Source organism: Inquilinus sp. CAU 1745 (assembly GCF_039839375.1).
Lineage (GTDB): Bacteria > Pseudomonadota > Alphaproteobacteria > DSM-16000 > Inquilinaceae > JBDOQU01.
Map to the genome: position 1 here is coordinate 165,637 of NZ_JBDOQU010000004.1, position 24,866 is coordinate 190,502.

The 24,866-nt window shown below is 65.9% G+C and carries 21 protein-coding genes; 10 read left to right on the plus strand and 11 right to left on the minus strand.

Annotation, left to right across the window (positions count from 1 at the left end):
• The first annotated feature begins 155 nt into the window (after positions 1-155).
• Positions 156-2,639 carry a glycogen/starch/alpha-glucan phosphorylase gene (locus AAFN89_RS07070; RefSeq protein WP_347537386.1) on the plus strand — a complete coding sequence of 828 codons (2,484 nt, stop codon included), beginning with the start codon at positions 156-158 and terminating at the stop codon, positions 2,637-2,639.
• Positions 2,640-2,756: 117 nt separating this feature from the next.
• Here AAFN89_RS07070 and AAFN89_RS07075 read toward each other — a convergent pair whose 3' ends face one another.
• Together AAFN89_RS07075 and AAFN89_RS07080 are read right to left on the minus strand one after the other, a co-directional pair.
• Positions 2,757-3,371, minus strand: coding sequence for a hypothetical protein (locus AAFN89_RS07075; RefSeq protein WP_347537388.1), 615 nt, complete (start codon positions 3,369-3,371; stop codon positions 2,757-2,759).
• A 13-nt stretch (positions 3,372-3,384) separates the two neighbouring features.
• A complete protein-coding gene (locus tag AAFN89_RS07080) occupies positions 3,385-4,113 on the minus strand; it encodes a TetR/AcrR family transcriptional regulator (RefSeq protein ID WP_347537390.1) in 729 nt (242 codons plus the stop codon).
• A 182-nt stretch (positions 4,114-4,295) separates the two neighbouring features.
• Here AAFN89_RS07080 and AAFN89_RS07085 point away from each other — a divergent pair, with 182 nt between their 5' ends.
• The 8 genes from AAFN89_RS07085 (at position 4,296) to galE (ending at position 13,487) form a co-directional block, all read left to right on the plus strand.
• Positions 4,296-5,660 carry an NAD(P)-dependent oxidoreductase gene (locus AAFN89_RS07085; RefSeq protein WP_347537392.1) on the plus strand — a complete coding sequence of 455 codons (1,365 nt, stop codon included), beginning with the start codon at positions 4,296-4,298 and terminating at the stop codon, positions 5,658-5,660.
• A gap of 125 nt (positions 5,661-5,785) precedes the next feature.
• Positions 5,786-7,063, plus strand: coding sequence for an NAD-dependent dihydropyrimidine dehydrogenase subunit PreA (gene preA / locus AAFN89_RS07090; RefSeq protein WP_347537394.1), 1,278 nt, complete (start codon positions 5,786-5,788; stop codon positions 7,061-7,063).
• A gap of 128 nt (positions 7,064-7,191) precedes the next feature.
• Positions 7,192-8,424 (plus strand): Zn-dependent hydrolase, encoded by a 1,233-nt coding sequence (locus tag AAFN89_RS07095; RefSeq protein WP_347537396.1) that lies wholly within the window; start codon positions 7,192-7,194, stop codon positions 8,422-8,424.
• 9 nt (positions 8,425-8,433) lie between these two features.
• Positions 8,434-9,255 carry an ABC transporter ATP-binding protein gene (locus tag AAFN89_RS07100; RefSeq protein WP_347537398.1) on the plus strand — a complete coding sequence of 274 codons (822 nt, stop codon included), beginning with the start codon at positions 8,434-8,436 and terminating at the stop codon, positions 9,253-9,255.
• Between the two features lie 21 nt (positions 9,256-9,276).
• Positions 9,277-10,203, plus strand: coding sequence for an ABC transporter permease (locus tag AAFN89_RS07105; RefSeq protein WP_347537400.1), 927 nt, complete (start codon positions 9,277-9,279; stop codon positions 10,201-10,203).
• The gene (locus tag AAFN89_RS07110) at positions 10,200-11,318 is read left to right on the plus strand and encodes an ABC transporter permease (RefSeq protein ID WP_347537403.1); all 1,119 of its coding nucleotides are present in this window, start codon (positions 10,200-10,202) and stop codon (positions 11,316-11,318) included. Before AAFN89_RS07105 ends, AAFN89_RS07110 begins: the two co-directional genes overlap by 4 nt.
• A gap of 61 nt (positions 11,319-11,379) precedes the next feature.
• Positions 11,380-12,390, plus strand: coding sequence for an ABC transporter substrate-binding protein (locus tag AAFN89_RS07115; RefSeq protein ID WP_347537405.1), 1,011 nt, complete (start codon positions 11,380-11,382; stop codon positions 12,388-12,390).
• Positions 12,391-12,518: 128 nt separating this feature from the next.
• Positions 12,519-13,487 carry a UDP-glucose 4-epimerase GalE gene (gene galE / locus AAFN89_RS07120; RefSeq protein ID WP_347537407.1) on the plus strand — a complete coding sequence of 323 codons (969 nt, stop codon included), beginning with the start codon at positions 12,519-12,521 and terminating at the stop codon, positions 13,485-13,487.
• 412 nt (positions 13,488-13,899) lie between these two features.
• Here the strand turns inward: galE and AAFN89_RS07125 are convergent, their stop codons facing one another.
• The 3 genes from AAFN89_RS07125 to hydA all read right to left on the minus strand — a co-directional run bounded on the left by AAFN89_RS07125 (position 13,900) and on the right by hydA (position 18,314).
• A complete protein-coding gene (locus tag AAFN89_RS07125) occupies positions 13,900-15,462 on the minus strand; it encodes a PAS domain-containing sensor histidine kinase (RefSeq protein WP_347537409.1) in 1,563 nt (520 codons plus the stop codon).
• 97 nt (positions 15,463-15,559) lie between these two features.
• Positions 15,560-16,687 carry a DUF2336 domain-containing protein gene (locus AAFN89_RS07130; RefSeq protein WP_347537411.1) on the minus strand — a complete coding sequence of 376 codons (1,128 nt, stop codon included), beginning with the start codon at positions 16,685-16,687 and terminating at the stop codon, positions 15,560-15,562.
• A 163-nt stretch (positions 16,688-16,850) separates the two neighbouring features.
• Positions 16,851-18,314 (minus strand): dihydropyrimidinase, encoded by a 1,464-nt coding sequence (gene hydA, locus AAFN89_RS07135; RefSeq protein ID WP_347537413.1) that lies wholly within the window; start codon positions 18,312-18,314, stop codon positions 16,851-16,853.
• Between the two features lie 213 nt (positions 18,315-18,527).
• On the opposite strand from hydA, the gene AAFN89_RS07140 reads away from it, so the two are divergent.
• A complete protein-coding gene (locus AAFN89_RS07140) occupies positions 18,528-19,670 on the plus strand; it encodes an aminotransferase (RefSeq protein ID WP_347537415.1) in 1,143 nt (380 codons plus the stop codon).
• On the opposite strand, the gene AAFN89_RS07145 is transcribed toward AAFN89_RS07140, so the two are convergent.
• The 6 genes from AAFN89_RS07145 to AAFN89_RS07170 all read right to left on the minus strand — a co-directional run bounded on the left by AAFN89_RS07145 (position 19,661) and on the right by AAFN89_RS07170 (position 24,710).
• Entirely contained in the window at positions 19,661-21,040 is a 1,380-nt protein-coding gene (locus AAFN89_RS07145) for a cation:proton antiporter (RefSeq protein ID WP_347537417.1), read from the minus strand. The genes AAFN89_RS07140 and AAFN89_RS07145 overlap by 10 nt on opposite strands.
• 6 nt (positions 21,041-21,046) lie before the next feature.
• The gene (locus tag AAFN89_RS07150; RefSeq protein ID WP_347537419.1) at positions 21,047-21,370 is read right to left on the minus strand and encodes a type II toxin-antitoxin system HicB family antitoxin; all 324 of its coding nucleotides are present in this window, start codon (positions 21,368-21,370) and stop codon (positions 21,047-21,049) included.
• Positions 21,367-21,657, minus strand: a complete 291-nt coding sequence (locus tag AAFN89_RS07155; RefSeq protein ID WP_347537421.1) for a type II toxin-antitoxin system HicA family toxin — start codon at positions 21,655-21,657, stop codon at positions 21,367-21,369. Before AAFN89_RS07155 ends, AAFN89_RS07150 begins: the two co-directional genes overlap by 4 nt.
• A gap of 22 nt (positions 21,658-21,679) precedes the next feature.
• The gene (msbA, locus tag AAFN89_RS07160; protein WP_347537423.1) at positions 21,680-23,506 is read right to left on the minus strand and encodes a lipid A export permease/ATP-binding protein MsbA; all 1,827 of its coding nucleotides are present in this window, start codon (positions 23,504-23,506) and stop codon (positions 21,680-21,682) included.
• Positions 23,507-23,640: 134 nt separating this feature from the next.
• Entirely contained in the window at positions 23,641-24,237 is a 597-nt protein-coding gene (locus AAFN89_RS07165; RefSeq protein WP_347537426.1) for a mobile mystery protein B, read from the minus strand.
• 8 nt (positions 24,238-24,245) lie between these two features.
• Positions 24,246-24,710, minus strand: a complete 465-nt coding sequence (locus AAFN89_RS07170) for a mobile mystery protein A (protein ID WP_347537428.1) — start codon at positions 24,708-24,710, stop codon at positions 24,246-24,248.
• Positions 24,711-24,866 lie beyond the last annotated feature (156 nt).

The following is a 24,866-nucleotide window of genomic DNA, read 5'->3' on the forward strand; positions in this document are numbered from 1 at the left end:
GCCCGTGCGTCGCCGGCGGGCGCGATCCCAACACCGTTCCGCCTTTTCCTTGCCACGACATCCCGATAGGCGTATCCGCGAAAACCGGGTGACGGGGCCCTGGCGCAGGGGCGGCCGCCTCCCGCTGGCAGAACAGGGGCAGAAAGGCGTCCCCCATGGAACTCGGCTTCCATCCCCCCGGCATTGATCATCAGGGGCTCGACAAGGAGTCGCTGAAACGCTCCTTCCTGGAATGGCTGGTCTATTCGGTCGGCAAGGATCCCAAGCGGGCGACCAGGCGCGACTGGTTCGCCTCCGTCGCGCTGGCGGTGCGCGACCGCGTCGTCGACCGCTGGATGGAGACCTCCCGCGCGATGGACGCGGACGACCGCAAGCGGGTCTACTATCTCAGCCTGGAATTCTTGATCGGCCGGCTGCTGCACAACAACATGTCGAACCTCGGCATCGTCGATGTCTGCCGCGAGGCGCTGGAGGAGATCGGCATCGATATCGCGACCGTGATCCAGGCCGAACCCGACCAGGCGCTGGGCAATGGCGGCCTCGGGCGGCTCGCCGCCTGTTTCCTGGACAGCATGGCGACGCTGGGGATCGCCGGCTATGGCTACGGAATCCGCTATGAGTACGGCATGTTCGAACAGCGGTTCGACCATGGCTTCCAGGTGGAATCCCCCGAGAATTGGCTGGAGACCGGCAACCCCTGGGAATTCGAACGGCCTGAGGTCTCCTACCCGATCGATTTCTACGGCCATGTCGAGGAATACCGCGACAGCGACGGTGAGAAGCGCCATGGCTGGGTCAACACAGAGCGGGTCAAGGCCGTCGCCTACGATACGCCGGTGGTCGGCTGGCGCGGCCGGCGGATCAACACGCTGCGCCTCTGGTCGGCCAAGCCGACGAACGAATTCAATCTCGCCGACTTCAACAGCGGCAACTATCTGGGCGCGGTCGAACAGAAGGTGCTGTCTGAGAATCTGAGCCGCGTCCTCTACCCGAACGATTCCACGGAGGTCGGCCAGGAACTCCGGTTCAAGCAGGAATATTTCTTCACCTCCGCATCCCTCCAGGACATCCTGCGCCGCTACGTCCAGCAGCACCCGACATTCGACCGGCTGCCCGAGAAGGCAGCGATCCAGCTCAACGACACCCATCCGGCGATCGCGGTGCCGGAACTCATGCGGCTGCTGATCGATGCGCATCGCGTCTCATGGGCGAAGGCGTGGGAACTGACGCGGGCAACCATCGCCTACACCAACCACACCCTGCTGCCCGAGGCGCTGGAGGCGTGGCCGGTCGGGCTGGTGGAGCGCGTGCTGCCCCGGCACATGCAGATCATCTATGAGATCAACGCCCGCTTCCTGACCGAAGCCCGGAAGAAGCCGATCACCGACAATCCCCGCCTCGCGACGCTGTCGCTGATCGACGAGGATGGCGACCGCCGGGTCCGCATGGGCAATCTGGCGTTCCTGGGCAGCCACAAGGTCAACGGCGTCTCCGCGCTCCATACCGACCTGATGAAGCAGACGGTCTTCAAGGAGATGAACCGGGAGTTCCCCGACCGCATCGTCAACAAGACCAACGGCATCACGCCGCGCCGCTGGCTGCACCAGTGCAACCGGCCGCTGGCGGCGCTGGTGACGGAGGCGATCGGCGATGGCTGGATGGACGATCTGGAGCGGATCTCCGACCTCGCCCCCCATGCGGAGGATAGCGGCTTCCGGGAGGCCTTCTTCCAGGCCAAGCGGCGGAACAAGGAGGCGCTCGCCGGCCTGATCGCCGACCGGCTGGATGTCGCGGTCGATCCCGACGCCCTGTTCGACGTCCAGATCAAGCGCATCCACGAATATAAGCGCCAGTTCCTGAACCTTATCCAGACGGTCGCGCTCTACAACCAGATCCGCGATAACCCGACCGTCGACTGGGTGCCTAGGGTCAAGATCTTCGGCGGCAAGGCGGCGTCCAGCTACGATATCGCGAAGCTCATCATCAAGCTGGGCAACGACATCGCCCATGTCGTCAACCAGGACCCCGCCGTGCGCGGGCTGCTGAAGGTGGTCTTCCTGCCGAACTACAACGTCACCCTGGCTGAGAAGATCATCCCCGCCGCCGATCTGTCGGAGCAGATCTCAACCGCCGGCAAGGAGGCATCGGGCACCGGCAACATGAAGTTCGCGCTGAACGGCGCGCTCACCATCGGCACGCTGGACGGCGCGAATGTGGAGATCATGGAAAGGGTGGGGGCCGACAACATCTTCATCTTCGGACTGAAGGCCGATGAGGTGGAGGCGCTTCGCGCCGGCGGCGAGTTCGATCCCGGCGCCGTGATCGACGGCCACCCCGCGCTCCGCCGCGCGCTCGACATGATCGCCTCGGGCGTCTTCTCGCCGGACGATCCGTACCGCTTCCGCCCGCTGACCGACGGCCTCCGCCACCATGACAGCTATTTCGTCACCGCCGATTTCGCCGCCTATCAGGACGCGCAGAAAGAGGTCGGGCGAAACTATGTCCACCGCGAGGACTGGCTGCGCAAGGCGGTGCTGAACACCGCCAATGTCGGCTGGTTCTCCTCCGACCGCACCATCCGCGACTACGCCCGCGAAATCTGGCAGGCCATGCCGCCGATGGCGGAGGCTGCGGAGTAGGGAAACCAACGCCCCCTCACCCTCCCGCTTCGCGGGTCCCTCCCTCTCCCCGGAGGGGCGAGAGTAAGTTGGTAGCCCTCGCCCCTCCGGGGAGAGGGTTGGGTGAGGGGCGTTGGTTTACTGCCCCGACGCACTCTCCGTCGCCAGCGTGCCCAGATAGAACAGCACGCCGCCGCCGCTGGCGATGACGGCGGGGAGGTCCTTGGCCCTGACGTTCAGGAAGGGGCGGGGCGCGTCGTAGCTGCCGCGCATCGCGTAGCGCCAATCGTAGAAATCCGAAAGCGTCCGGGCGTAGGCGATCTGGGTCGCGTTGGCGTCGGGCGCAGCCTCGGCCTCGTTGGCCCAGATCTTCAGCGCGCGGTTGACCTCCCGCTGCACATAGAACTGGTCGCTGGGATAGAGGTCGATCCGGCCGATCATGAACTCTGCGGCCGCGGCATCTTCCGCCATCCCCTGTTCGCCTGAAAGATCGCGCAAGCCCACCCAGGCGTCGCGGTTGTCCGGCCAGGAAAGCGCCGCCTGGCGGTAGAGGTCGACGGCCGCGTCGGACCGCCCGGCCTCCTGGGCCGCCCGCGCCTCCGCCAGAAGCGCCTCGGACCGCGCCTCGTCGAAATCGCCTTCGACCGCCACTCCGGCGGAGGTCGGGCGCGTCTTATCGGGCGCGGCGCAGGCCGCCAGGGCGATGAGCGGAAGGGCGCAAAGGAAGGCGGCGAGGCGGCGCTTGGAGATCATGGAGGTCAATCTATCAGAGGGATGGCGGATTCGATACGGAAGCCGCGGCCTTACCGTCTGCCGGATCGGCCAGCCCGCAGCCGCGCAGCACCAGCGCCGTCACCTGCCGCGTCGCATGGTCGTGGTCGGCGTCGGTCAGCCGCTCGCGGCCCAGCACCGCCCGGACCTGGACGTCGAAATCGGCGTAGGTCTGGGTCAACGCCCACAGGCCGAAGAACAGATGGGCGGGGTCGATCGGGGCCATCCGGCCGCTGGCGATCCAGCCTTCGATGACCACACTCTTGTCCTTCACCGTCTGCCGCAGCTTGCCCGACAGATAGGGCTCGATCTGCTGCGCGCCATGGACGATCTCGTTGGCGAAGACCTTGGAGGCGAGCGGCCGGGTGCGCGACCAGTGCATCTTGTCGCTTATGTAGGCGCTCAACGCGTCGGCAGGGTCGCGGGCAGGGACGATATGGTCGAAGGCATCCACCCACATGTCCAGGATGCGCGCCAGCAGCGCCCGGTAGAGCCCCTCCTTGGTGCCGAAATAATAGTGCAGGTTGGCCTTGGGGAGCCCCGCCCGCTCCGCGATCGCCTGCATCGACGCGCCGGTGAATCCGGCTTCCGCGAACACCGCCTCCGCCGCCTCCAGGATGCGCGCCTCGTTGGCGCGGCGCGTCCGACCACCGCCCCGGCGGGACGCGCCCTCGTCAAAGGCGGTGGGGCCTCCTCGGGCCTGGATGGCTGAAAATTTCGTCATGGGGCGTCGGTTCGGTTGCGCTGTTTCTTTTGAGAGTCGTTCTTAATAAATAAATTTTGACCAATTGGTCAGGTTTTCGCTAGCCTTCCTTTCAATGGCCTCCTGCGGCAGGGCGAAAAGCCCCTGCCCGTGAAGATACCGGAAAACGGATGTGGGCCAAGGTTTGGGAAGGAAATACGTTCATGACCGCACATTCGGATATCGCGGCCGGGCGTCTCGATCCGGTCGACCTCGCGGCGAATTTCGGCGACGCCCATCCGCCGCTCGACAAGCGTCAGGCGGTGATCGAATCCAGCCGCTGCTATTTCTGCTATGACGCGCCCTGCGTCGAGGCGTGTCCGACGGACATCGACATCCCCTCCTTCATCCGGTCGATCAACACCGGCAATCTGAAGGGCGCGGCGACCACGATCCTCGAATCCAACATCATGGGCGGCATGTGCGCCCGGGTCTGCCCGGTGGAGGAACTGTGCGAGGAAGCCTGCGTGCGCAACCTCCAGGAGGAGAAGCCGGTCAATATCGGCGCCCTCCAGCGTCACGCGACCGACGCGCTGTTTGCTGCGGGCGTCCAACCCTTCACCCGCGCCGCGCCCTCCGGCAAGAGGGTGGCCGTGGTCGGGGCAGGGCCGGCGGGCATGGCCTGCGCCCATCGCGCCGCCATGCTGGGCCACGACGTCACCGTGTTCGAGGCGCGCGGGAAGGGCGGCGGGCTCAACGAATATGGCATCGCCGCCTATAAGGTCCCGAACGACTTCGCGCAGCGGGAGCTCGACTTCATCCTCTCCATCGGCGGGATCGAGATGCGCTACGGCCAGGCGCTGGGCCGCGACGTAACGCTAGCCGGGTTGCGCCGGGACTATGACGCAATCTTCCTCGGCATCGGCCACGCCGCCGTTCGCGCGCTGGGCGCGGAGGGGGAGGAGATGACGGGCGTGATGAACGCCGTCGACTATATCGCCGAACTGCGCCAGGCCGCTGACAAGGCGTCGCTGCCGGTCGGTCGCCGGGTCGTCGTCATCGGCGGCGGCAACACCGCCATCGACATCGCCACCCAGGCGAAGCGCCTGGGCGCGGAGGACGTGACGCTCGTCTACCGCAGGGGGCGGGAGAACATGTCCGCCACCTGGAAGGAACAGGAATGGGCGCAGACCAACGGCGTCCGGATCAAATACTGGGCGCAGCCCCGGCGCATCCTCGGCTGGCCCGCCAACGGCGCCGGCCCGGCCGTCAAGGAGGTGGAGTTCGAATATACCCAGCTCGACGCGAACGGCCGGCTGATGGGCACGGGCGACGGCTTCACGATCCTGGCCGACCAGGTCTTCAAGGCGATCGGCCAGTATTTCGTGCCCTCCGCCCTGGAGGACGGGCTGTCGGCCGAGCCGCTGGAGATCGCGTCGGACCGCATCATCGTCAACGCCGACCGCGAGACCTCGCTGAAAGGCGTCTTCGCTGGCGGCGACTGCGTTCCCGGGACGGATCTGACCGTCGCAGCCGTTGAGGACGGCAAGATCGCCGCCGAAGCGATCGACCGCCTGTTGCGGGGATAACAACCGCCCCTCACCCAACCCTCTCCCCGGAGGGGCGAGGGCTACCAACTTACCCTCGCCCCTCCGGGGAGAGGGAGGGACCCGCGAAGCGGGAGGGTGAGGGGTTCAAGCGTGGGAGCAAATCCATGGCCGACCTGACCAATGATTTCCTGGGCATCCGCTCCACCAATCCGTTCTGGCTGGCCTCCGCTCCGCCGACCGACAAGAAGTACAATGTCGAACGGGCGTTCCGCGCCGGATGGGGCGGTGTGGTGTGGAAGACGCTGGGCGAGGACCCGCCGATCGTCAACGTGTCCTCCCGCTACGGCGCGGTCGCCTATAACGGGACCCGCGTCGCCGGCTTCAACAATATCGAGCTGATCACCGATCGGCCGCTCGAGATCAACCTTCGGGAGATCAAGGAGGTCAAGAAGGCCTGGCCCGACCGCGCGGTCATCGTCAGCCTGATGGTCCCGTGCGAGGAGGAAAGCTGGAAGGCGATCCTGAAGCGCGTGGAGGAGACCGAGGCCGACGGGATCGAACTGAATTTCGGCTGCCCCCACGGCATGTCCGAACGCGGCATGGGCTCGGCCGTCGGCCAGGTGCCGGAATATGTCGAGATGGTCGCCCGCTGGTGCAAGCAGCACAGCCGGATGCCGGTGATCGTGAAGCTGACGCCGAACATCACCAACATCCTCGGGCCCGCCCGCGCGGCGAAGCGCGGCGGGGCGGACGCCGTCAGCCTGATCAACACCATCCAGTCCATCGTCTCGGTCGATCTGGATTTGATGGCCCCCGAACCCACCGTCGACGGCAAGGGCACCCATGGCGGCTATTGCGGCCCCGCGGTGAAGCCGATCGCGTTGCGCATGGTGGCGGAGATCGCGCGCGATCCGGAATGCCGGGGCATGGCGATCTCCGGCATCGGCGGCGTCTCCACCTGGCGGGAGGCGGCGGAGTTCATCTCGATGGGCGCCGGCAACGTCCAGGTTTGCACCGCCGCCATGACCCACGGTTTCAAGATCGTGGAGGATATGGAGAACGGGCTTTCCAACTGGATGGACCAGAAGGATTACCGGACGACGGCCGATTTCCACGGCAGGGCGGTGCCCAACTTCGTCGAATGGCAGCATCTGAACATCAACTTCAAGACCATCGCCGATATCGACCAGGACCTCTGCATTCAGTGCGGCAAGTGCCACATCGCCTGCGAGGATACCTCCCACCAGTCGATCGCGGCCCTTAGGGCCGACGGCAAGCGGCGGTATGAGGTGATCGAGGAGGAGTGCGTGGGCTGCAATCTCTGCATGCATGTCTGCCCGGTCGACAATTGCATCACCATGGTCCCGGTGGAGACGGGACTGCCCTACGCCAACTGGACGACCCACCCCAACAACCCGATGCGGGTGAAGGCGGCGGAGTAGGGGGCCGGACAGGAGACGGAGCAGGGGGCTTGCGCGGCGGCCGGAATCGCGGAACGCTTCGCTGAACGAAGAAATCACGAACGGGCCGGGCGCGACGACCACGGCTCCGGAACAGGACTGGGAGTTCCATGCACAATCTTCGCATCAACGAACAGCGCCTCTGGGACACGCTGATGGAGACGGCGGAGTTCGGGAAGACCGCCAAGGGCGGCATCAAGCGCCTGACCGTGAGCGACCTGGACCGGAAGGTGCGGGACTGGTTCGTCGCAAGGTGCGAGGAGGCGGGCTGCACCGTCACCGTCGACGATATGGGCAACATCTATGCGGTGCGGCCGGGCAAGGACAATTCCCTGCCACCGATCGCTTGCGGATCGCACCTGGACACCCAGCCGACCGGCGGGAAGTACGACGGCGTCCTAGGCGTGCTGTCTGGGCTGGAACTGGTGCGCACGCTGAACGAGGCGGGCGTGGAGACGCAAGCGCCGATCATGGTCGTCAACTGGACCAACGAGGAAGGCTCCCGCTTCGCCCCGGCGATGCTGGCGTCGGGCGTCTATGCCGGCGCGATCGACAAGCAGGAGGCCTATGCGCTGACCGACAAGGACGGGCTGAAGTTCGGGGAGGAGTTGGAGCGCATCGGCTACAAGGGCGACGAACCCTGCGGCGAGCGCCAGTTCGGGGCTTTCTTCGAGGTCCACATCGAACAGGGGCCGATCCTGGAGGCGGAGGACAAGGTGATCGGCGTCGTCGCCCACGCCCAGGGCCAGCGCTGGTACGATTGCACCATCGTCGGGCGGGAGAGCCACGCCGGCTCAACGCCCATGAAGCTGCGGAGGGACGCGCTGGCTGCCGCCGCACGGATCATCCTGGCGGTGCAGGAGATCGCGCTGTCCAAGGCTCCTTACGGCGTCGGCACGGTCGGCGTCCTGACCATCGGGGAGCCGTCGCGCAACGTCATCCCCGGCACGGTCACCTTCACCGCCGAATTCCGCCACCCCGACGATTCGACGCTGGAAGAGATGGACAAGGCGCTGAGGGAGGCGGTCGCCGAAGCGGCGAAGGCGCAGGATGTGGAGGTCGATCTCAAGGACATCTGGCACTATCCTGCCGTCCGGTTCGACAAGAGCTGCATCGATGCCGTGCAATCCGCGACCGACCATCTGGGCTATTCCAATCGGGAGATGGTGTCCGGCGCCGGGCACGACGCCTGCTACGTCAACCGCAAGGCCCCGACCTCCATGATCTTCATCCCGTGCAAGGACGGGATCAGCCATAACGAGATCGAAAGCGCGGAGTTCGACCATTGCGCCGCGGGGGCCAACGTGCTGCTGCACGCTGTGCTGGCGAAGGCGGGCGTCTGAATGGTGGCGATGATGGATCATGCCCCGGCACGGCCCGCCACGCAGGACGCGTCCTCCGCGCCGGTGGTCGAGGCCAGCGGGCTGTCGCTGGTCTTCCAGACGGCCGACACGCCGGTCAACGCCTTGTCGGAGATCGACCTGAACATCGCGCGGGGGGAGTTCGTGTCGCTGATCGGCCCGTCGGGCTGCGGCAAGACCACCCTGATGCGCGTCATCGCGGATCTTGAGCAGCCGACCGGCGGCTCCGTCCGGGTCAATGGCGGCACGCCGGAGGAAGCCCGGCGCGACCGGTCCTACGGCTATGTCTTCCAGGCCCCGGCGCTCTACCCCTGGCGGAACGTCGAGCGCAACGTCCAGCTTCCGCTGGAGATCATGGGCGCGTCGAAGGCCGAACGCGCCGCCCGCGCCGACAAGGCGCTGGAGACGGTGGGGCTGGAAGGCTTCAAGAAGAAGTTCCCCTGGCAGCTTTCCGGCGGCATGCAGCAGCGCGTGTCGATCGCCCGCGCGCTCAGCTTCGAGCCGCACCTGCTCTTGATGGACGAACCGTTCGGTGCGCTGGACGAGATCACGCGCGACAATCTCAACGTCCACCTGCTGGACCTCTGGAACCGGACCAATCTCACGGTCGTCTTCGTCACCCATTCGATCCCGGAGGCGGCGTTCCTGTCCTCCCGCATCGTGGTGATGTCGCCGCGCCCCGGCCGGATCGTGGAGGTGATCGACAGCGATTTGCCGAAGGACCGCGACCTGGATGTGCGGGAGACGCCGGAGTTCCTGTCGATCGCCCACCGCGTCCGCGAGGCGCTGCGCGAAGGCCACAGCTATGAGTAGCCGCCGCCGGAAAGATAAACGGTGACGGCGGAGGCGCTGCACGCCCCGGTCGCGGTCTCCTCCCGCTGGCGGAGGGTCCGCGACGGGCGGACGCTGCCGGTCGCGATCGTCCTGCTGGCCCTGTTCGCGGTCTGGTTCGCCGGCGCGGCCTGGCTGAACGCCCCCCGGACGATCGAGCAGTTCGAGAGGGACGAAATCACCGATTACGGGATGGTGGAGCTTCTGTCCGCCACCTGGTCGATGGAGCGGCCGGTGCTGCCCGCGCCGACCCAGGTCGCGGCCGACCTTTGGGAGAACGTGTTTCGCCAGGCCATCACCTCCAAGCGCAGCCTCGTCTACCATTCCTGGGTGACGATGAGTTCCACGCTCGCCGGTTTCGCGCTCGGTTCGGCGCTGGGCATCCTGATCGCGATCGGCATCGTCCATGTCCGCACGCTCGACCGGTCGCTGATGCCCTGGGTCATCGCCTCCCAGACCATACCGATCCTGGCCATCGCGCCGATGATCGTGGTCGTGCTCGGCAATATGGGCTTCACCGGACTCGTGCCGAAATCAATCATCTCCGCCTATCTCAGCTTCTTTCCGGTGACCATCGGCATGGTCAAGGGGCTGCGCTCGCCCGATCCGCTGCAGCTCGACCTCATGCGGACCTACAGCGCGTCCAAGGCGCAGATCTTCGCCAAGCTGCGCTGGCCGGCCTCGGTCTCCTTCCTCTTCCCCAGCCTCAAGGTCGGCATCGCGCTGGCGCTGGTCGGCGCCATCGTCGGGGAACTGCCCACCGGCGCGCAGGCCGGGATCGGCGCGCGGCTCTTGATCGGCAGCTATTACGGCCAGACGACCGCGATGTGGTCGGCGCTCATCTGCTCCGGGCTGCTGGCGATGCTGTGCATCTTCCTCGTCACGGTCGCCGAACGGGTGACGGAGAATGCGCGCGGAGGCCGGCCATGAAGCGCGCAGCTTTGGCCCTGCCGCTGCTGGGCGTGCTGCTCGGCGTCCTCTTCCTGCCGGCCGGCGAGATCGACGGGGGGACCGCGCCGATACTGATCGGCGGGGCAAGCTATCTGGTTGCCGCGCTGGCCGTGGCGGCGCTGGCCGGCGCCATGGCCTTGCCGGGGAAATCCCGCACAGCCGGCCTGCTCTTCTGCGCCGGATCGGTGCTTCTGGGCGTCGTCCTCCTGATGGCGATCCGCCAGGGCATGACCTTCGACGGTCCGGCCGGCGCGTCGTGGCTGCTGCTGATCGCCGTGGTCGCCTATCTGTGGCGCGGTCTCTCCACCCTCGCGGCTTTCGGGGACAGGCTGAGCGCGATCCTCGTGCCGGTCCTGTTCGGCGGCCTGCTGCTCTATTTCTGGGAGGTGCTGACGCTGGGGTTCGAGGTGCCGAAAATCCTGTTGCCCGCCCCCAGCGCGGTGGCGGAAATATTCTCTGCCAGCCTCTACACCCTCTGGATCGATTTCGAGCAGACCTTCATCCGGTCGGTCATCCCCGGCTATATCGCTGGTTGCTCGATCGGCTTCCTGACCGCAATCGCCATCGATCGGTCGCCCTTCCTCCAGCGCGGGCTGCTGCCGATCGGCAGCATGGTCAGCGCCATGCCCATCGTCGGCATCGCGCCGATCATGGTCATGTGGTTCGGTTTCGGCTGGGAATCCAAGGCGGCGGTGATCGTCGTCATGACCTTCTTCCCGATGATGGTGAACACGCTGGCCGGCCTCCAGGCGACCGGGCGGACGGAACGGGACCTGATGCGCTCCTACGCCGCCTCCTATCCGCAGACGTTGTGGAAGGTGCGGCTGCCGGCCGCCATGCCGTTCGTGTTCAATGCCCTAAAGCTCAACTCCACCCTCGCGCTGATCGGCGCCATCGTCGCCGAATTCTTCGGCACGCCGATCTTCGGCATGGGGTTCCGCATCTCCAGCGAAGTGGCGCGGCTGAATGTCGGCATGGTCTGGGCGACCATCGCGGTCGCGGCCGCCGCCGGCTCGCTCACCTATGGCGCACTGGTGCTGGTGGAGCGGGCGACGACCTTCTGGCATCCCTCCTACCGGAAGCAGGAGGGATAAAAGCGGAGGACGCGAACCGCCCTGAAGGCGGCGCGGAAACAGAACAGGAGAGGCGACGATCATGAAGAACAGCTTGGCGGCGTTCGCGGTTTCGGCCGCGCTGATCGGGACGGGCGGCGCGGCCCAGTCCCAGGACGAATTCACCCTTCAGCTCAAATGGCTGACCCAGGCCCAGTTCGCCGGCTATTTCGTGGCGCAGGAGAAGGGCTTCTATGAGGATGTCGGGCTGGACGTGACGATCCGGCCGGGCGGGCCGGACATCGCGCCGCCGCAGGTGCTGGCGGCCGGCGGGGCCGACGTCATGGTCGACTGGATGCCCTCGGCATTGGCCGCGCGGGAACGCGGCGTGCCGCTGGTCAACGTCGCCCAGGTCTTCGACCGGTCGGGCATGATGCTGACCTGCGACAAGGACAGCGGCATAACCTCGCCTGAGGATTTTCCCGGCCACACGCTGGGTGTCTGGTTCGCCGGCAACGAATATCCCTTCCTCTCCTGGATGGACAAGCTGGGCTATTCGACCTCCGGCCCCGACGCCGACGTGACGGTGCTGCGCCAGGGCTTCAACGTCGATCCGCTGCTTCAGGGTCAGGCGGACTGCATTTCCACCATGATCTACAATGAATATTGGCAGCTCATCGACGCCGGCATGACGGAGGATGAGCTGATCACCTTCTTCTATGAGGATCAGGGGGTGGCGACGCTGGAAGACGGGCTCTACGTGCTGGAGGAGAATCTGGAGGATCCGGAATTCGTCGACAAGCTGTCCCGCTTCATCGCGGCCTCGATGAAGGGCTGGCAGTACGCCATCGACAATGTCGAGGAATCCGCCCAGATCGTGGTCGATAACGATCCCTCCGGCGCGGCGACGCTGGAGGTCCAGGCGCGCCAGCTTGAGAACATCGCGACCCTCATCACCGACCCGACGGGCAAGGGGCTGGGCTATCTCGACCCGGAAGCCTACCGGCGCACCGTTGACGTGTTGATGACCGGCGAGAGCGACCCCGTCATTACCGAGGATCCGGGCGAGGCCGCCTGGACCCACGGGCCCTGGGAAGCGGCGATGGAGATGTGATCTCCCGGTAATCCCGGAGGCATGAAAGAGGCGGGGCCGTCGAGCCCCGCCTTTTTTCCGCCCGGTTGCTGCTGTTGGAAGGAAGCCCGTCCAGCGTCTTCCCCCCCGAACCTCGACAGGAAGCTCTTATGACCCGAGTCCTCGTCGCCGGCGGCGCCGGCTATATCGGCAGCCACGCCTGCAAGGCCCTGGCGCGCGCCGGCTTCATGCCGGTGACGCTCGACTCCCTGATCAACGGCCATGAGCAGGCGGTGCGCTGGGGGCCGCTGGTCAAGGGCGACCTTGGCGACCGCGCGCTACTCGGCCGGCTGCTGACGGAGGAGAAGATCGAGGCGGTAATGCATTTCGCCGCCTACCTCTATGTCGGCGAATCGGTGGAGCAGCCGGCCAAGTACTACGCCAACAACGTGACCAACACGCTGGGGCTGCTGGACGCGATGCGGGACGCGGGGATCTCCTCAATCGTCTTCTCCTCCTCCGCCGCCACCTATGGCACGCCGGAGCGGAACCCGATCCCGGAGGACCATCCGCAGCTTCCGATCAATCCCTACGGGGAAACCAAGCTGGCGGTGGAGCGGGCGCTGAAATGGTATGGCGGGGCCTACGGAATACGCTGGGCGGCGCTGCGCTATTTCAACGCCGCCGGAGCCGATCCGGACGGCGAAACGGGGGAAGCGCACGACCCCGAAACTCATCTCGTCCCGCTGGTGCTGGAAGCCGGCATGGGAAAGCGCCCGCCGGTCAAGCTCTTCGGGACCGATTACCCGACGCCGGATGGCACGGCCGTCCGGGACTATGTCCATGTCTCCGACCTCGCCGACGCCCATGTGCTGGCGCTGAAGCGGCTCATGGCCGGTGGGGAAAGCCTGGCCGCCAACCTGGGCACCGGCGACGGCTACTCCGTCCGCCAGATCCTGGACGAGGCCGGCCGCGCGCTGGGCTCCCCCATCCCCCACGAAAACGCCCCCCGCCGCGCCGGCGACCCGGCGGAACTGGTCGCCGACCCGTCCCTCGCCATGCGCGAACTCGGCTGGAAACCCACCCGCTCCGACCTCCCCACGATCCTGAAAACGGCCCTCGCCTGGCACCGGCGGTAGAGGACGGACGCCACGCCATTGTTTCTGTTGGTCATTCCGGACCTGATCCGGAATCCATTGGCCATAGCCGCTTCGCCATCGGCGAAGAACGGACGCGATCCGTGCCGGCTTCGATGTCCTATGGACCCCGGATCAAGTCCGGGGTGACTTCGAATTTTTCCCTTGCCCCGAGCCCGTAAGGATGTGGCGCACATAGTTTCGCACGCCATTGTTTTTGTTGGTCATTCCCGACCTGATCGGGAATCCGTAGGCCCTCGCCGCTTCACCGTTGGCGAAGAACGAAGCGCCGCTTCCTTCGGAAGGTGAGGCGCCAACATGGTTCGACAGGCTCACCATGAGGAAGAGGCGAAAATCTCCCCTTTCACCTCAATCTTGAGCTTGTCGAAGGATGCATGCCCGGAGACCGCAGCCCTCAGGCCGCCGTCATCTCCTGGAGTTCGTCCGACTGGACGGCCGGGAGGGTGATCGTGACCGCCGTGCCCTTGCCGGCGTTGCTTTCGATCTGCAATCCGCCGCCATGCAGCTCTGCCAGAGACTTGGTGACGGCGAGGCCCAGCCCCGTCCCTTCGAGCTGCTGGACCGTCTTCTGGCTGCCGCGGGCGAAGGGCCGAGTGATGTTCTCAAGGTCGGCCGGAAGGATGCCGATGCCGGAATCCACCACGCTGATCTCCAGCTTGCCGCCGCGCTGATGGGCGGTCACGCGGATGGCGCCGCCTTCCGGCGTGAACTTGACCGCGTTCGACAGGAGGTTCGTCAGCATCTGGCGCACTGCCCGGCGGTCGGCTTGGACGATGACGGCCGCGTTGATTGCGCCGAACTCGATCTTCAGCTTCTTGCTGTTGGCCCTGACCTCGATCATCCGGATGCAGTACCGGATCTCCTCATTGATATCGACCTCGGCCAGGCGAAGCTCGGTATTGCCCGACTCCACCTTGGAGAGTTCCAGAACGTCGGTGATCAGCTCATGCAGATGGGTGGCGCTGGTGTGGATGTCCTGGACGTAGGACTGGTACTTGTCGCTGCCCAGTGGGCCGAACATGTTGCCCGCCATCACTTCGGCGAAGCCGATGATGGCATTGAGCGGCGTGCGCAGCTCATGGCTCACATTGGCCAGGAACTCCGTCTGCGTCCGGTTCGCGGCCTGCGCGGCCTCCAGCGCCAGCAGAAGCTCAACGCTCCGCTCGCTCAGCTTGCGCACCGTCCCGTCTAGCTGGTCGCGTGAGGTGCGCAGCGCCCGTTCCGTCGCATATTGCTCCGTGATGTCGGTGCCGGTGCCCCGGAAGCCGGCAAAGCCGCCATGGTCGTCGAAGACCGGCATGCCGTTCAGCCGCTGCTGCCGCTTGGCGCCGGCGCGCTCCGTGATCTCGAATATCCAGTCCCGAAAAGGGCGTCGGTTCCTGAATTCCTGGGTGGCGGTGAAATCCGCTGCCTCCGGCCGCACGAAATCGCCCAGATCGCCGAAGGCGGTGCCGATGAACAGGCTGGGCGGGCAGCCGGCGATGCGGGTGAACTGGTCGGAGATGAAGGTCAGCGTGCCGTGGGTGTCGATCTCCCACATCCAGTCGGACGAGCATTCGGCGAAGTCGAAGAACCGGTGCTGCTGGCGCAGCGCGCGTTCCGCCTGGTTCACCGTCTCCCCGACATTCTGGAACAGCGCGACCAGGAACGGTTCGCCACGGTCCGCCTTCACGAACTGGTACTGGACGTCGAACTCCTGCTCGGGAAAGCCCAGCCGGTGGCGATCGGCGAAACGCGGCTCCGCCGCCAGGGCCGGGATCACCCTTTCCGTCACATGGCGGTTGAAGGCGTGAAGCTGCGGGCTGTCGTTGAAATCCTCGAACCGCAGGCTGAACAGCCGTTCGAAGCTGTTGTTGGCGAACAGGAATTGGCCCCGGCCGTCGAAGACGGTGATCGGGAATGCGCCGTCGGCCACGATACCTTCGCAGAGCGATCGCAAATTGGTCGGAACCTTCATGGAGACCGTCGCCCAATACCTCTTTCGATGCGGAGTATAGTCGCTGTACGCGAAAACGAAACAAATTTTACCTAAATTTGGATTTCGCTCTATACGTTTATCGGCTTTCTGTCAAATCCTCGATAGCTTTGGAATAGTCGGGATGGCGCGCCCAGAAACGAATGATCCTTTTGGCGCTCTCCTCAGAAATTTCATCATAAAAATCCAGCACCTTCGGCAGCAGGCTCGTCGGCGAGGCGTCCTTCCGGCCGCCGCCATGCAATAGAAGGAAAAAGGTCGCGAACTGGTTCCGGTCGAACTGGCAGGCCTTGCAGACGACGGCGATGCTCTCATGATCGTCGGACAGCAGGGTCCGGCGGGCCAACCCGTCGTTCAGCCCCGTCACGCGGCTGACGGCGGCGACGAGCGCGGGCAACCTTCCCGTCCGCAGGAGTTGCGTCAGAAGCGCCGGCGTCAGCGGGTGGACTTCCGCGATGGCGTCGACCATCCGGCGCGCCGTCTCGGCCATGGGCGTGCCCGGATCCGCCGCCGCGGCCGCCTGCGCCGCTTCCTCCAGTATCTCGTCGACGCGGAATTCGTCCAGCGGGAAGGCGCGGAGGATATGCTGCCTCAGCGCCGCCGACACCCACCAGTAGAGCCGCATGGCGAGATCCGCCGGCAGGTCGCTGCGCTGGAGGAGGGGGCGCTGCAGCCGGTCGATCCGCTGGGCCTCGGCGACCAGATACTCCATCGCCTGGGCCGATAGCCTGGCATCGGGATTGCGCAGCAGGCTTTCGATGGCGTCGATGTCGTCGGTCGCGATGATGGCGTCGGAGACCTGCTCCGAAAGGTTCTTCCGTAGCGATATGGCAAGCCGGTACTCCCGGTCCCGAAGGCGAACGATGCCGATCAGGTCCGGATCGCGAAGGGCCGGGCTTTCGACCAGGATCGGCTTGGCGATCTCGATCTCGTCATTGGCCAGCAGCAGCACCAGCTCCTGCGGCGCCTCCTCGCTGTCCTTGAGCCGGTCCGCCAGAGTCCGCCGGACCTGCCATTCGACCTCTGAGATCAGGTCGTGCAGGATCGCCGTCATCTGCGCCCGTTCACGGTCGGTCAGTCTGCCGTTCTCCCGAAGAAACAGTTCCGCGATATTGCCGAACAGGACGTGACGGCTGTCGAGCGTCTTCTGTTTTGCAAGATCGACGAAACGCGTCAGATCGGCCGTGGGTTGCGTGGACGCCGCCATCGCCATGGATACCGAAAGCCCGAATGCCCGGCGCGACGATCGTTCTCCCGACCCGGCGGGGAGAGCGATCCTCGCTCATCGATCCATGCTGGTCGATCTGTGTTTCGATCCGGTTAACGGATTTCGGCCCCGTAACGGTTGGGTCGCAAGGGAGTGGCCGGCATCAGGGCGTGACGTGGCGGCTGGGTTCCCTTTCCACCGCGCGCGGGCGGTTCGCCTCGTTGCGCTTCTGGACGGCGTCGTAGAGGACGGGGAAGGTCGGCCGGGGGATGTATTTCCCCACCCCCTGCTCGACATCCAGTTGCCCGTTCTCCCACACCACCTTGCCGTCGCTGACCGTGACCGCGCAGGTTCCGGTGACCTCCATCCCCTCGAACACGTTGAAGTCGACATTCTGGTGGTGGGTCTTCGCGCTGATCGTCCGGGTGCCCGCCGGGTCCCACACGACCAGGGCGGCGTCCGACCCTACGGCGACCCGTCCCCGCCGCGGATAGATGTTGAAGATCTGTGCGCAATTGGCCGACGTGACGGCGACGAACTCCTGCGGCGTCAGCCTGCCCTTGCGCACCCCTTCGGACCACAGCACCGCCATCCGGTCCTCGACGCCGGCGGTGCCGTTGGGAATCTTGGTGAAATCGTCGCGGCCGGCCGCCTTCTGTGGTTCGCAGAAGCAGCAATGGTCGGTGGCGGTGGTCTGGGCGGTGCCGTTCATCAGCCCCGCCCACAGCGCGTCCTGATGGTGCTTGGGCCGGAAGGGGGGGCTCATCACATGGCCCGCCGCCTGGGCCCATTCCTTGTTCCGGTAGACGCTGTCGTCCACCGCCAGATGCTGGGCCAGCACCTCGCCATAGACCCGCTGGCCGGAGGAACGGGCCCGCGCGATGGCGTCCAGGGAATCCTTGCAACTCACATGGACGATATAGAGAGGCGCTCCGACCATGCCGGCGATCGCGATGGCGCGGTTGGCGGCCTCGCCCTCGACCTCCGCGGGGCGGGAGAGGGGGTGGCCCTCCGGCCCGGTGATGCCGGCCTCCAGCAGCGCCTTCTGCATCAGGTAGACGACCTCGCCATTCTCCGCATGGACGGTCGGCACCGCGCCCAGCTCCAGGCAGCGGCGGAACGACTTCATCAGCACGTCGTCCTCGACCATGATGGCGTTCTTGTAGGCCATGAAGTGCTTGAAGCTGTTGACCCCGTTCTCCCGGGTCAGGATGCCCATCTCCTTCTCCACCTGGTCGGACCACCAGGTGACGGCGACGTGGAAGCTGTAGTCTCCGGCCGCCTTGCCGGCCTTCTGCATCCATTGCTGATAGGCGTCGATCAGCCCCTGCTCGGGGTTGGGGATGACGAAATCGATGATCATCGTGTTGCCGCCGGCCATGCCGGCCGCGGTCCCGGTGAAGAAATCTTCCGACGCGACGGTGCCCATGAAGGGCAGTTCCATATGGGTGTGCGGGTCGATGCCGCCCGGCATGACATAGCCGCCGCCGGCGTCGACGACCCTGGCGTCAATCGGCGCGTCCAGGTTCTCCCCGATCGCCTTGATGTTTCCGCCTTCGCAATAGACGTCGGCTCGAAAGGTGCTGTCGGCGTTGACGACGGTACCGCCGCGGATCAGCGTGGACATGCGTGAAACCCCCTGTTGGATTCTTGCCTGCTCGTTGCGTCCGGCGCGGCCTTTCGTTGATGCTTGTTGCGCCGAAACCTGACCGATTGGTCAAATCGTAACCCGATGCCGGGGGCGACGGCAACGCCCCGCCACCTCTGGACGGGACGGCTCTCCTTTGGCTACACCCTCCCAGACCCATCTTTCACCTACAGGCCGGGAGGCAATTGCCCCGTGAAGACCACCAACAAGGCGCTGACCGGCTTGGGAACCACCGTGTTCGAGGTGATGAGCGGCCTCGCCCGGCAGCATGACGCGATCAATCTCGGCCAGGGGTTCCCCGACGACAGGGGCCCGGCCGATGTCCTCGCCAAAGCCGCCGACGCCACGCTCAACGGCTGGAACCAGTACCCGTCGATGATGGGGGTACCTGAGCTGCGCCAGGCGGTGGCGGACCATGAGAAGCGGTTCTACGGGCTGGATGTCGACTGGCAGACGGAAACCATGGTGACGTCCGGCGCGACGGAGGCGCTGGCCGCCTGCCTCTTCGCCCTGATCGAGCCGGGGGACGAGGTGGTGCTGTTCCAGCCGCTCTACGACGCCTATGTGCCGCTGGTCCGGCGCGCCGGCGGCGTTCCGCGCTTCGTCACCCTGACCGCGCCCGACTGGGCGGTGACGCGCGAGGCTCTGGCCGCCGCCTTCTCGCCGAAGACCAAGGCGGTGCTGCTCAACAACCCGCTCAACCCCGCCGCCAAGGTGTTTGATGAGGTGGAGCTTTCGCTGATCGCGGAATTCGTCGACGGCGCCGACGCCTACGCCATCTGCGATGAGGTCTACGAGCATCTGGTCTTCGACGGCCGCGCCCATCGGCCGCTGATCGCGCTGCCGGGCATGCGGGACCGCTGCATGAAGATCGGCTCGGCCGGCAAGACCTTCTCGCTGACCGGCTGGAAGGTCGGCTACATCACCGCTGCGCCGGCGCTGCTGGCCGCTGTCAGCAAGGCCCACCAGTTCCTGACCTTCACCACGCCGCCAAACCTCCAGGCCGCGATCGCCTACGGGCTCGGCAAGGATGACAGCTATTTCGACGGCCTCGCCGCGGAGATGCAGAAGAAGCGCGACCGGCTGGGCGCGGGCCTCGCTGCGTTGGGCTTCGACGTGCTGGCCAGCCAGGGCACCTATTTCCTGAACGTTGATCTGGGCGACCGGGCCGATGAGGCGTTCTGCCGCCACATCACCGAAACCGCCCGGGTCACCGCCATCCCGGTCAGCGCCTTCTATGTCGAGGATCCCGTGACCAGCGTCGTTCGCTTCTGCTTCTCAAAGCAGGATTCCACCCTCGACGCCGCCCTGGACCGCCTGCGCGCTCACCTCTGATCCTCATCTTCCCCCGGCGGCGCCAGCAGGGCGGTAGGGGGCTTCGGCCTGGGCGGCGTCTTCACGAGGCCGAGGCGGTAGAGCAGGCCGTGCAGCCGGCCGGCGGTCGCCCTGCCGCCGCGCTCCGTGGCGTCGGCGGCCCGGACGACGGCGTGGATTTCCTCGCCATAGACCAGGCGGAGCGCCGTTCGCAGGCTCGGGATGCGGGTCGCGGCGACGGCGTGGAAGCGCCGCGCCGTCACCAGCCAGAGCGGGCTGACCAGCAGGCTGAGCGCGATGACCGCGATGGCCAGCCTCGACCCCGCCGGATCGATCGCGGCGGCCGAGACGCCGGCCGCCGCGATGACGAAGGAGAATTCGCCGAGCTGCCCCATGATGACGCCCGCCGGGAACGCCCGCTCCCAGGGCTCCCCCATCAGGCGGAGGCTGCCGATATTGATCGCGGTCTTGATCAGCACGGCGAAGAGCAGGAAAGCCAGCACCGTGCCCAGATTGTCCCAGATGTAATCGAGGTCGATCAACAGCCCGATCGACAGGAAGAAGACGACCAGCAGCACGCTCTGGATCGGCTGGGTGGCCCGGATCGTCGCCTTCCGGTCGGTCGAAGCGGCGATCACCAGCCCGGCCAGGAAGGCGCCGTAGGCGGCTGAAAGGCCCAGAAGGCCGGTCAGCGTGGCGGCGGAGAAGCAGAAGGCCAGCGCCCCCAGCGGGATCAGGTCGGGCTTGCCCTTGATCCAGTCATGGGTCGGCAGCACGATCTTCTGCCGGCGGCTGAGGAACCAGATCAGCGCCGCCAGCATCCCGATGGCGAGCGTCAACTTGCCCAGGACGGCGATGCCGACCCCGCCTTCGCCGCCCATCGCGTCGACCAGCACCAGCATCGGGACGACGCAGAGATCCTGGGCGATCAGCACCGCCACCGTGACCCGCCCGACCGGGCTGTGCAACTCGCCCACATCCTCCAGCATCTTGATCGCGACGGCTGTGCTGGACAGCGCCACCATGAAGCCCATCAGCACGGCCTGGCTGGTGCTCCAGCCCAGGATCGCCTTAAGGCCGAAGGTGACGGCGAGCGACAGCGCGATCTGCAGCAGGGCCGCGCCCAGCGCCAGCTTCAGGACGGCGGTGAAGGCCCGGAGGCTGAGTTCCATGCCGATCAGGAACAGCAGCATCAGCACCCCCAGCTCCGCCAGGACCGATACGTTCTCCGAATTCGCGACCAGCCCCAGCCCGGTCGGCCCCAGCACGACGCCCGCCAATATGTAGCCGACGATCGCCGGCTGCCTCAGCCGGGTGAGGAAAAGGCCGCACAGGACTGCGACGGTCGTCGTGAGGGCGAGGGAGGTGAGGTCGTTGGCGTGGGCTTCCATCGCGGTCTAGGCGGCGTCGATCTGTCGGGCGATCCAGCTATTGAGGCTCAGCCCTTCCGATTGGGCGCAGAGGGTGGCTTTGCGATGAAGGCTGGAATCGACGCGGACCAGGAAGTTTCCGCTATATGGCCGGTCGGGCTCCTTGCCCCTTTCCGCGCAGAAGGCGAGATAGTCCTCGATACTTTCGCGGAAGGCGGTCTTCAACTCTTCGGCGTCACGGCCGGCGAAGCTGACCACGTCACGAAGTCCGATCACGATCCCACTGAACAGGCCCTGTTCTTCATCGAATTCGATCGGGCCGGCCGAATACCCCTTATAGTCCAGGCTCATGGCTTGACTCCGGCATTCTCCAGAAAGATGCGAACCGACTTCACCGCGCCCTTGTCCGTATTAGGTTGAGGGTGGGGGCGGTGGAATACCGCCAGCACGCCATTGAGTTCGACCCGGATGCGGCTTCCATTGCCCTCGCTCAAGCTTGCATCAAGCGCCCTCAGCAACGCCTCCACGTCTCGCCACGCCAGATCTGCGGGGACGCGGTTGGCGAAAATGCGTTCCAGCGTGACGCGATGCCTGTTGTTCACCGGCAAGATGATATCGCTATGCGATATCGTTTGCAAGTAGCTCCTTCGATCGCCCGCCTTACCCCCGGCCCCCGCCCGTGACACGCAAGGCTTCCTCGTCGATGAAGTCGCTTTCCGCCTCGGGGTGGCGCGTCTGGAGGCTCCACAGCTTGGCGTAGAGGCCGCCGCGCGTCAGCAGTTCGGCGTGGGAGCCGCTCTCTACGACGCGGCCGTCCTCCATGCCGTAGATGATATCGGCGTCGCGGACGGTCGACAGGCGGTGGGCGATAACCAGGGTCGTCCGCCCCTTCATCAGCCTTTGCAGCGCCTCCTGGACCAGCCGTTCGGATTCCGTGTCGAGGGCGGAGGTCGCCTCGTCCAGAAGCAGGATCGGAGCGTCCTTCAGCATCGCCCGCGCGATCGACAGGCGCTGGCGCTGGCCGCCCGACAGCTTCACCCCCTGCTCCCCGACCATGGTGTCGTAGCCGTGGGGCAGGGACAGGATGAAATCATGTGCGGCGGCGTTGCGGGCGGCTTCCTCGACCTCCTCCTGGGTCGCGTCGGGCCGGCCATAGGCGATGTTGGCCAGCACCGTGTCGTCGAACAGCGTGACCTCCTGGCTGACCAGTGCGATCTCGTCCCTCAGCGACTTCATGGTGACGTCGCGTATGTCGCGCCCGTCGATCATGACCGCCCCCGCCGTCACGTCGTAGAAGCGGGGGATCAGGTTCAGGATCGTCGATTTGCCGGCGCCCGACGGGCCGACCAGCGCCACCGTCTTCCCTGCCGGGACATTTAGGCTCACATCGTGCAGCGCCGGGGCGTCGCCATAGGCGAATTCGACGCTCTTCAGCTCGATCCGGCCCTCGACGCGCGGCAGCGTCTCCGCGCCGTCCCGGTCGCGAATGCGCGGCTCCTCGTCGATCGTGGCGAACACCCGCTGGGCCGCCGCCATGCCTTGCTGGAGCGTGCTGTTCAGCTGCGCCAGCTTCTTCATCGGCTCATAGGCCAGGAGAAGCGCCGTGATGAAGGAGAAGAAGGACCCGGCCGTCCGCTCGCCCTCGATCACCTGGCTGCCGCCATAGAGGATGATGATGACGATGGCGATACCGCCCAGCGCCTCCATGATCGGGTGGGAGGCCGACCGGATGCGCGCCGCCTTCTGGTTCAGCCGCGCGACCTGCCAGATCAGCCCGCGCGCCCGCGCCGCCTCCCGCTCCTCGGCATTGTAGGCCTTGACGTGCCGGATGCCCTGGAACGTCTGGCCAAGCTGCGCGGTCAGTTGCCCGAATTCCGTCTGGGTCGACCGCGACACCTTCCGCATCCGCTTGCCCAGGCGGATGATCGGCAGCATCGCGGCGGGGAAGATGAAGAAGGCGGCCAGCGCCAGCCGCCAGTCAAGGCTGAACATCAGGATGACCAGCGCCGCCACCGTCAGCGCGTCCTTGCCCATGCCGGTGATGGCGTTGGCGACGGCTCCATAAAGCTGCTGCACATCGAAGGTGAAGCGGGAGACCAGCTTGCCCGACGCCGTCTCGTGGAAGGACGCGAGGTCGGCGCGCATCAGCGTGGCGAACATCCGGTCCTGCAACTCCGCGATGATCTTGCGGCCGACATTGTTCATCAGCACCGACTGGGCGTAGGTGCCGAAGCCCTTGACCAGGAAGATCGCCAGCACGGCGGCGGCAACGGGAACCAGCATGTCGCCCCGCCGCTCGGTGAAGATGGTGTCGATGATGGGCTCCATCATCTTCGCCATCGCGGCGGTGGAGGCGGCGACCAGCGCCATGCACAGGATGGCGAGCGCGATCGTGCCCAGGTGATGGCGCAGATGCTCCCGATAGAGCCGCCGGACCAGGCGGCCGCTATTCTCTTCGCCGTCGCTGGAAAAGGGTGTGGGGGACAAGTCTGGACATACCTCGCGCCGTGCCGGGCATCGCGGAAGCCGGGGACCGCGAAACGCCCCACACCTTCGCTCAACCACGACGGAAATGACAGGCACTTGGGGGCTGGGTGGCGGTGGGACAAGGCATCCGGCCGTCACACCTCCCGTTCCGCCGGCCTGGCGAACGCCATCAACGGGCCCATGTCGCCCCTGTCGGCGGCGCGCAGGGCAGCGATATACGCGATCCGTCGCTCGTTCATCTTCTGGAGATCGTGTCCGCCGGCCCAACCTATGGCCGCCGCGCCATAGATCTGCTTCAGGACAGTGTCGGCCAGGATGCGGGCGTGCCGTCCGTTGCCGTTCGGAAAGGGATGGATGGACACCATGCGGTGATGAAGGCGCAAGGCCGCCTCGACGGGTTGGTAGGTGCCGTTGTCCGCCCAGTAGCGGGCATCATCCATCAGCGTTCTCAACTCCACCGCTATGTGGATCGGGTCCACGCCGATGTTCTTGCCAGTGCGGCGGAACGCGCCGGCCCACTTCCACACCTCTCCGAACAGGCGCTTGTGCAGCGTGATGGCGAACTCATCGGTCAGTATATCCTTGCGGCGCAGGCGTGCGAGCCAGAGCAGTCCGGATTCGATGTTCGCCTGCTCCAGCTCGTCCAGTTCGCCGCGCGTGGCGACATGCCTGAACCGGAGCCCCTCCATCTCGTCGGGATCCAGCGGCGTGGCGCCGTCGGGATACTCCATGACCGGAATCACCCGTCATCCCAGAAGTCGGATGGCATCTCGTGGAGGAGGTCGCCGGCGATGCGGGATATCTCCTGCTCCATCTTTTCCTCGGGCAGGGCCTGGTCCTCCAGCGCCATGTGTCCGCTGGCCGAAGCGACAATCGCCGCGGCCTTCTTCCGGGCCTGGCCCTGGATGACATCCTCCACGGCCCGTGGCGGGACGATGGCGTAGACGAACCGGCAGCCCATCGCCTCCGCGGTCGCCTGCATCGACCTCAGCGTCACGCCGCCATCGAGTTCGGCCTGTTCGATCTTGGCGATGCGCGCGCGCGTCACCCCCATCCGGCGCGCAAGCTGGGCGCCGGACATGCCCAGAGCCTTCCTGACGGTCCGCAGCCAGCCTTCGGGCGGCATCCGTAACGAGGCGGAGCGCAGGGCGACGCGGTTCACCATCGCCTGATATTGGTGCAGAGCCGTTTGTTTCACGCTCATGATGTAAGCTTATATATTGACGTTATATAGCATATAGTAAACATATTTATATACGATTTTTGATCTTATGTCAATATATATGTATACCTAATGAAGGCCCGACTTTCGTCCATCCTTGTCGCTCCCCGCGTTCGACCCTATACCGGATTCCAACTC